The organism is Paracoccus sp. R12_2 (assembly GCF_017744015.1).
Classification (GTDB): Bacteria; Pseudomonadota; Alphaproteobacteria; order Rhodobacterales; family Rhodobacteraceae; genus Paracoccus.
The window spans coordinates 19,588-27,049 of sequence record NZ_JAGHRA010000026.1 but is presented as its reverse complement, the minus strand read 5'-3'; the positions used below and the strand labels follow the sequence as shown (position 1 = coordinate 27,049).

Here is a 7,462-nt window from a genome sequence, read left to right as displayed (position 1 = left end):
TCCATCTGGCGCAGCACACCCATGATCTGGGCTTCTGTGTATCGTGTCTTCTTCATCGGAATCTCCTCAGTCATCCTGCCGAGAAAATTCTACTTCCGCATCCCGTTAAGATCGGGGGGGATTACCCAAGCGCGAGCGGCATCGAGCCGAAGCTGCCGAGCTGCATCAGCAGGTAACGTGCGCCGCCATCGAGCTGCACGCGGGGATCGTTGCGCTGCGAGGCCGGAATACCAAGCTGATCGAATGTGCCCGGCATGATCTGGGTCAGCCCGCAGGCGCCCTTGTGCGAACAGACCCGGACCTGAAACCCACTTTCCTGCTTCACGAGCGCCTGGAACCAAGCCCGGAACCCGACCGGCGAGACACCGGCACGGGCCAGCGCCGGATGCGTCTGGTAGCGCTGGACGGTTTCCACGATCATCTGTTCGATCGTCACCCGGCCTTCGCCGAAGAGCCGGCTTTCCGCACCCGTGACGGCGGAAGTATCATAGGCGGCGGACACCGCTGCACCGTCCAGGTCCTCGAAATCTGTGGGCGCGAAGCCGCTGGTATTCATCGAGGCAATGGCTGCGTCGATGGCTGCCAGCTGATCGCGATGAAGTGCATTCATGTCGATGCGCACGCTGTTTCCGTCTTCGGCCTCGCCCACGATCCGGCCCTGCAGCACCGAGAGCGTTCCGGCGCGCAGGGTCCGCAAGGCATCGCTCACAGGAACCCCTTGGGCGAGCGTGAGACTCGCCACGGAGGCCCCGAGCATGAGGCCGAGTACTAGGCGCCGGGTCCGGATCATGCCTTTGGCACTTCCACCAGCGCCGAGCTGAGCGCGCCGGGCTTCAGCTTGCCGAAGCAATTCGAGCGGCGTTCGGACAACTCGCCGCTTTGGGCGGCACAGCCTGCCACTGCCAGCGCAAGAAGGAGGCTCATCACGATGCGGATCATGCCGTGTTTCCTTTCCAGAAATCGGGTTTGTCGCGCCAGTTGCTGCCGAAGCGCCGTTCCGCAGAACGACCGCCACCGAGGACGCTGAGATAGGGCCCGAGGGCCGAAAGATCGGTGTCGAGAATGTTCGAGCTTTGTCCGTCGCGCCACAGCGCCCGGCGGCCGCCGGCCTGCGAGCCGAGCAGGAAGGACAGTTCGGCGTCAGACAGCGCCAACCCGTCATAACTGTCGCGACCTGCCTGGTGGTGCGGGAGGATCAGCTGGTTCTGCAAACCTTCGAGGATCGAGGCCCCGGCAGCGCAATCCCTGATCTGCGAGACGAATTGCACCAGCATGACCACGACGACGTTTTTCTTCCGCAGCGTCGCCAACCAGGTCTTCAGTTCGCGCTGGAAGTAGAGATCGTCGAGGAACACGCCGGCCTCTTCCAGAACCAGAAGGGTCGGGGTGCGGGCGCTGACGGTCTTTTCGATCTGCCGGAAGAGATAGGCGAGCAATGCGGTCCGCTCGATCTCCATGTTGAGAAGCGCGGTCATATCGACGCCAACGATATCGGAGGCGCTGAAATCCACGATCGGGGCGCTGTCCTGGCCAAAGACCCAGCCATACTGACCGTTGGGGGACCATTCGCCGACACGTCCGCCGATATCGCCCTCGAAGGAGCGGAACCGCGTCGTAAAGTTGGTGAAGTCCTGGAAGGACGGAAGGGCCGTCGCGTTGCTTTCGACTGTGCGCGCCAGTTTCTCGGAATCACTGACCGAAAGCTGGTGCCCCTTGCGTTCCAGAAGCGCCGTCAGCCAGCTGCGCAGCCATGCCTGATCTTCCTCGTCAGTTTCCGAGGCGAGCGGGTTAAGCCCGGTATTCCGGCCTGCGCGCACGGCGGTATAGGTGCCGCCAAGTGCGCGCAGGGGCATTTCCAGCGACTGGTCCTTGTCGAAGGCGATGATCCTGCATCCGGTACGCCGTGCCTGTGCGGCCAGAAAGGCCATGATCGTTGATTTGCCCGCATCGGGCGGGCCGACGATCAGGGTGCTGGCGAACGGCGGCTCGGACTCCGCATGGGCGAAGCGGCCATGGAAGGAGAAGTCATACGGTGAATTGGCGCAACTCTTGAAGGTCGTGATCGGCGTGCCCCAATAGCATTCGGAGGCGGGCTTGCCGAGCCGGACCATGTGCAGCGCGGCGAAGTCCGAAAAATTCCGGTTGGAGATGGTCAGCGGGCGTTTCTGGAACTCGTGATTGCCCGGAAACCGCGCGAACCATGCAGCGGCCAGCCCCTGCTTTTCGACGACGATCTTGAGCTTCTTCGAGCGCAGGATGGCCGTGACCGCGGTCACCTTGCGTTTGAGAGCATCGGGGGTTGCGGCATAGACAGTGACGATGGTCTGGCTGTCGCCAAAGCCCATCTGGCCCATTTGCAGATCCTCGGCTGCTTCCTGAAGCTGCGCGGCGATCTTGCCGCCGGCGCTTTCCTCAAGCGTCTGCTCAAGCCGCGTTGTCGCCTTGGCCGAGATCAGGTCGGGCAGAAGCGGCTGGTAGGTGCAGGAGATCAGGATATCGGGATCTGTGTAGAGCGTGTCGAGAATGCCGCCATGGGTCTGGGGCGAGAGGTTCGCCACGCTGATCACCGAGGCGTATCGCGTCTCGAAGTCGTCGCCGATTTCCACGGCCCGGTCGTAGATCTCGATGGGCGTGCGGATATCGTCCACGATGGTGCCGGTCTCGGACCTGGCCAGAGGCGCATAGATGCCCGTGGAGATGGCGCGTAGAAACCCTGTCAGCGTGCCGTCGTCGATGGCGAGAAGTTCAGAGCCGTCGCCCAGGGTTTCCGCCACGCTCTGGGCCAGCTCGGCGAGGTCGGACAGGCGCTCGGGCAGGGTATCCTGACGCCCACGACTGAGAAAGCCGCCGAAGATCGGCATCCGTTCCGCCATGGATTTTCGCTCGATCACCGAGAGGAACAACACCGGAACGCAGAGGCCTGCCGACGTGATGTGCGCGCGCCAGGCTTGGTCCAGTTCCTTGCCGAAGCCCGGTTCGACGAAGGCTTTCGGCTGATAGTCGAAGTCGTGATAGGCCGAGCGGATCTTGTGGAAGTGGAAGCTGAAATTGTTTCCGGACTTGTCCACCAACTCGGCCAGCCGGTCGTTCATATGGGACAGTTCGCTTTCGCTGGCCGTGAACGGATTGACGCCCGCAATTTTCACGACCGAAACCAGTGCCCCGCTGCGCGTGGCGATGGCATGATTATTTTCCTCGAAGAGATAGGGCAGCATGTCTTCGAGGTCGCGGGCACCACCGAACAGCGCCCGGATCGGACTGGGGAAAATATCATTCATACCGTGATCCAGAACTGGCGCGCAGAAGCCGCTCAGGCGTGCGCGAGGTCACGACCGCGATGAAGCGCGCGAAATGTGGATTGATGACCGAGGCGGCCCAGAGAGCCGCCCAGAGAACGGGGATCGCCCAGAGATACCAAAGGCTGTCGAGGAAGATGAACGTGAGGAACGGCGGAATGAAGGCCAGCCCGGCCAGGGGCAGAGGCAGACCAAAGAATCTGGCCTGCCGGTTGAGCCCCTGGATATACACGTTCTCCCGCATCAGGTGCCGGAGCCACGGAAGATCGCGATGATCGACTCGGCCAGGTTGTCACCGCCGAAGATGAAGAACAGCCCGACGACCGTCACGCCGATCCATTTCCAGTCGATGAACTTGGTGAATATCGCCAGGAAGCCGATGATCAGCAGGATGAGGACAACGGCGGTCAGGGCGAGGTTGTTGTCGCGCAGCTGCTCGATGATGCTTTCGCCGGTATCCTCGAACCCGGAAAGATCGACCTCCTGGGCATGGGCCTGCATTCCCGCCGTGCACCAGATCACGGCGGCGACGAGCTTTTGCCTGAAGTTCAGCATCGGGTAATTCCTTTATGTCAAACGGTTGCGATAGATCGCCATGACCTTGCGGACATGGTTCCGGGTTTCCCGGTAGGGCGGAATTCCGCGATACTTGCGGACCGCACCGGGGCCGGCGTTGTAGGCCGCCAGTGCGAGTTCGGGCGTGCCGAAAGCGCCGAGTTGCATCAGCAGATAGCGCGCCCCGCCATCGAGGTTCTGGACCGGATCGCGCGGATCGACGCCGAGAAAGCGGGCGGTTCCGGGCATGAGTTGCGCAAGCCCCATCGCGCCGGCCGAGGAATAGGCTGTGACCTTGAACCCGCTTTCGACCTGGATCATCGAGTGGAAGTAGGCGTTCCAGTTTCGGGGCGAAAACCCGGCTGCGCGAATCGCAGGGTGGGATGCATACCGCGCTGCGGCTGCCGTCACCATCTCGCGGATCGACGCTGGCGCCTCGGTGGGGACCAGCATCGAGCGGATCAGTGCTGGCTCGTTACCAGGCGTCCGGGAGTATTCGGGATCGTCCTCGGGGCGCGCGAAGATATCGCGGGCTGCGCCGGCGTTCAGGACGAAGCCGCGGGCCTCGGAGAGGACATCGGCGCCGGCCGCAAGGGGCGTCGCCAGCAAGGATGCAAGGAGAGCACGGCGGGATAGTGGCTTCAGGGTGCCAGAACGATTTCCCGAATATTCACGATTATGGCCGCTCGGTGCTTGGGGACAGTTGAGCGACCATGGTGACGCCTTTCGATCCGGGAATGACGGTTGCAGTAATGCCCAGATCAGTTTGAGCGTTAAAGAGCCCGGTCGTGGTCTTGATCTCTTTGTATGCGTAATCTGATGGATCGAGTGTTGTTCCAGACTGCTCCGCCCGACGTCGCTCCCGGTACAGGTCCCGCTGTGTGACCACGACGCCGAAGCGACCCGTTTCCGGCTCGACAGCGACGAGATACCATGAGCCTCGGACAGTGTTCTGAGCCGGGACGGGGTCCTCCGCACAGACAACGTGCAGCTCCCACCCTTCCAGCAACCTCTCTCTACACATCTCAAGGGTGAGCACCTCGTTGCTAACCTGTACTTGGTTGGTCATGCGACGCGCTCCACAAAGCAGCCTGACGCGTCTGCGCCAGACTATCAAATTAAGTATCTGCATTTCAAGTAGGTGAAATGATAAATGGTCACCTGCCGTTGCTTTATCGTTGTTACGTTTATTGCTCAGGCGTTTTCAAGTCGCGGCAACAAATACGGATCCGATTCAGGTATGCGATCGAGATGTTGGGGTGTCTCTGTATGTTGGTGGTTCATTGAGAGGGGAACCACAAAGAGGCATCGTCTTGACCGTTTGTCCCGTCCATTTCGGCGCACGCAGCCTGAGGGGTTCGGGTTGCTGCTCGAAGATGCGAAGACGATCCTGGGGCAATTGCAGAACGCGATCCTGCTCGACCAGATAGAGGAAATTTCCGAAGCCAGCAGGATCTGTCCCGACTGCGACGGGGGCCGGGCCGTACATGATTATCGGTCGCGGGTGCTGGACACGCTCTTCGGCAGGTTCCAGGTCAAGGTGCCGCGCATTCGCCGCTGCGCCTGCACTGCAAAATCAGATGTTGTCTTGGGCGGACCGCTTTCGCCTCTTTCTCACTTCTTTCCGGATCGGTCGACACCGGAACTGCGACGCCTTCAGGCCGAACTGGGGGCTCGTCATTCCTTCCGGGAAGCGGCGCGTATCCTGGAAACCTTCCTGCCTTGCGCGAAACAGGTGAATACATCGGTCCGGAACCGTCTCGGCAAAGTCGCCCGGGACATCTGTGACAGCGAACTGACTGAGCCGGTGTTTGCGGAGGCCGCAGAAGATGCGCCCGGGTTGACCGTCTTCGTGGACGGCGCGCATATCCGATGCAGGCCAGAATACCAGAAGCGACACCTCGATGTTGTGGTGGGCAAGATCGAGAGCCACGACAAGTGCCGCCGCTTCGGCCTTGTTCAGCAGGCGGTGCTGTCGCCAGCCTGCCAGCTTCGCCAGGACTTGAGCGCTCTCGATTGGGATCACAGACAAACCGTCACGGTGATCTCGGACGGGGAACCCGCCCTTCCGAACCTCGTGCGCGACGCCGTCGGAGGAAAGGTTCGCCACATCCTCGACTGGTGGCACATCTCGATGCGCATTCAGCACGTCGAGAACGCGGTAAAGGGCCTGCTGCAGATCGGGGGCTTCTCCGGCATTCCAGTGCTGTTCACGCGTCCGGCCGAAACGCTGCGATGGTACCTGTGGCATGGGAAAGTCATGACGGCCGCGACCAGGCTACAATGGTTGATGGTCGATTGCGCGCGGTTGAATACAGGTGATCGCATGGCGGCTGAAGCAACCGGACGCGTGCAAGCCCGGTGTCGGGATCTGTATTCCTACCTTGCGAACACCATGGGCAGCCTGACCGACTATGGTCGGCGGTACCGCAGGGGGCTTCCGATTTCTTCGTCCCGGGCCGAGGGCTGCGTGGACGATATCGGCAACACTCGCATGGGAAAGCGCCGACGCATGAGATGGTCACCCAGCGGAGCCCACCGGGTGGCCGTTGTCCGCGCCGCTGTTCTCGACGGTCGGCTAACTGGCGCGCACCAAAGAGCGGCCGCGTGACCCCAAAGTTTTGCCCACTCCCGGCGGGTTGTGTGGGAAAAACGCTGACCGGTGCAAAGGTACTTTTCTAGCTGCCTCTCAAAGTCTGCTTTCGTACCGCTACACCTAATGCGTTGTGCCAATAGACGAAAGCGCCGGATCAAACAGACCGCTTCGGTCGAGCTCATCCGCGAAACAGCGCGGAATCGCCATTCAGGCAGTCATGAAAGTTCTGGCCTTTTGCAGGAATGTGTCGTGGTACTGAAAGATGCCGCCATGACCGGCATCGGGACAAAGAACCAGTTCAGCGCCAGGGATGCGTCTTGCCATGTCGATCGAATTCTCGCTTGGCACCATGATGTCATGATCGCCGTTCGCGACCATCACCGGAATGTCGAGGGTGTCGAGTGCCTGAGGGGCCTGAGTGCCCCAGGACTTGATCGCCTTCAACTGCCGCAGAAAAACCTTGGGAGAGACCGGCTTGTCTCGATCCTGGGTCCGCTCCTTCAACCGTGTCAGAAATGCCTTGGCGGCGCGTTTGCCTGCGGCGCTCGAGGTGAAGAAGAGATAGGTCTTGGGATCGCGGAACGTCACCATTCCCTTGGCAATCAGCGGCCATGAGACGGCGCCGACCCGCTCGATGCCCGTTCCGTCGGCGGGGCCCGTCCCGGCCAGGATTGCGCGCCGGACAAGGCCGGGCGCATTGAACAGGATCTGTTGGGCGACAAACCCGCCAAGCGAGAAGCCGATCAGGTCGACGGGACCGAGACCAAGGCCACGGATGGCGGCGATCATGTCCTTGGCCATCTCGGCGACCGTCAGCGGCGCCTCTCCGCCCGATGCGCCGACGCCGCGATAGTTGAGTGCATAGACCGGCCGATCGGCCGCAAGACCCTCGACGATGCGTGGATCGAAATTGTCGAGGTTAGCGCCCCAATGGTTGAGCAGCACCACCGGCACGCCGGCATCTGGCCCGAGTCGGCGATAGGCGAAACGCGTGCCGGCGGCTTCGACGTGGCGG

Annotated in this window: 9 protein-coding genes; 1 reads left to right on the top strand and 8 read right to left on the bottom strand. The window is 61.6% G+C overall.

All coding sequences use genetic code 11. From position 1 onward, the window contains the following. Nucleotides 1-121 precede the first annotated feature (121 nt). The 7 genes from J7359_RS19085 to J7359_RS19055 form a co-directional block, all read right to left on the bottom strand. Nucleotides 122-790 (bottom strand): transglycosylase SLT domain-containing protein, encoded by a 669-nt coding sequence (locus tag J7359_RS19085; protein ID WP_209059479.1) that lies wholly within the window; start codon nucleotides 788-790, stop codon nucleotides 122-124. Continuing rightward, nucleotides 787-939, bottom strand: coding sequence for a hypothetical protein (locus tag J7359_RS19080; RefSeq protein ID WP_209059476.1), 153 nt, complete (start codon nucleotides 937-939; stop codon nucleotides 787-789). The genes J7359_RS19085 and J7359_RS19080 overlap by 4 nt, the downstream gene beginning before the upstream one ends. Further along, nucleotides 936-3,278, bottom strand: a complete 2,343-nt coding sequence (locus tag J7359_RS19075; protein ID WP_209059473.1) for a hypothetical protein — start codon at nucleotides 3,276-3,278, stop codon at nucleotides 936-938. The genes J7359_RS19080 and J7359_RS19075 overlap by 4 nt, the downstream gene beginning before the upstream one ends. Next, nucleotides 3,271-3,540, bottom strand: a complete 270-nt coding sequence (locus J7359_RS19070; RefSeq protein WP_209059471.1) for a VirB3 family type IV secretion system protein — start codon at nucleotides 3,538-3,540, stop codon at nucleotides 3,271-3,273. Before J7359_RS19070 ends, J7359_RS19075 begins: the two co-directional genes overlap by 8 nt. After that, a complete protein-coding gene (locus tag J7359_RS19065) occupies nucleotides 3,540-3,851 on the bottom strand; it encodes a TrbC/VirB2 family protein (RefSeq protein ID WP_209059470.1) in 312 nt (103 codons plus the stop codon). Before J7359_RS19065 ends, J7359_RS19070 begins: the two co-directional genes overlap by 1 nt. A gap of 12 nt (nucleotides 3,852-3,863) precedes the next feature. After that, entirely contained in the window at nucleotides 3,864-4,460 is a 597-nt protein-coding gene (locus J7359_RS19060) for a lytic transglycosylase domain-containing protein (RefSeq protein WP_247740537.1), read from the bottom strand. 67 nt (nucleotides 4,461-4,527) lie between these two features. Then, on the bottom strand, nucleotides 4,528-4,920 hold the full coding sequence (locus J7359_RS19055; protein ID WP_209059467.1) for a hypothetical protein: 393 nt from the start codon (nucleotides 4,918-4,920) through the stop codon (nucleotides 4,528-4,530). 171 nt (nucleotides 4,921-5,091) lie between these two features. Here J7359_RS19055 and J7359_RS19050 point away from each other — a divergent pair, with 171 nt between their 5' ends. Then, nucleotides 5,092-6,462 carry an ISKra4 family transposase gene (locus J7359_RS19050; RefSeq protein ID WP_209059484.1) on the top strand — a complete coding sequence of 457 codons (1,371 nt, stop codon included), beginning with the start codon at nucleotides 5,092-5,094 and terminating at the stop codon, nucleotides 6,460-6,462. A 192-nt stretch (nucleotides 6,463-6,654) separates the two neighbouring features. On the opposite strand, the gene J7359_RS19045 is transcribed toward J7359_RS19050, so the two are convergent. Beyond that, nucleotides 6,655-7,392: an alpha/beta hydrolase gene (locus J7359_RS19045; protein ID WP_348524425.1), complete on the bottom strand. Its 738-nt coding sequence runs from the start codon at nucleotides 7,390-7,392 to the stop codon at nucleotides 6,655-6,657. Between the last annotated feature and the right edge of the window lie 70 nt (nucleotides 7,393-7,462).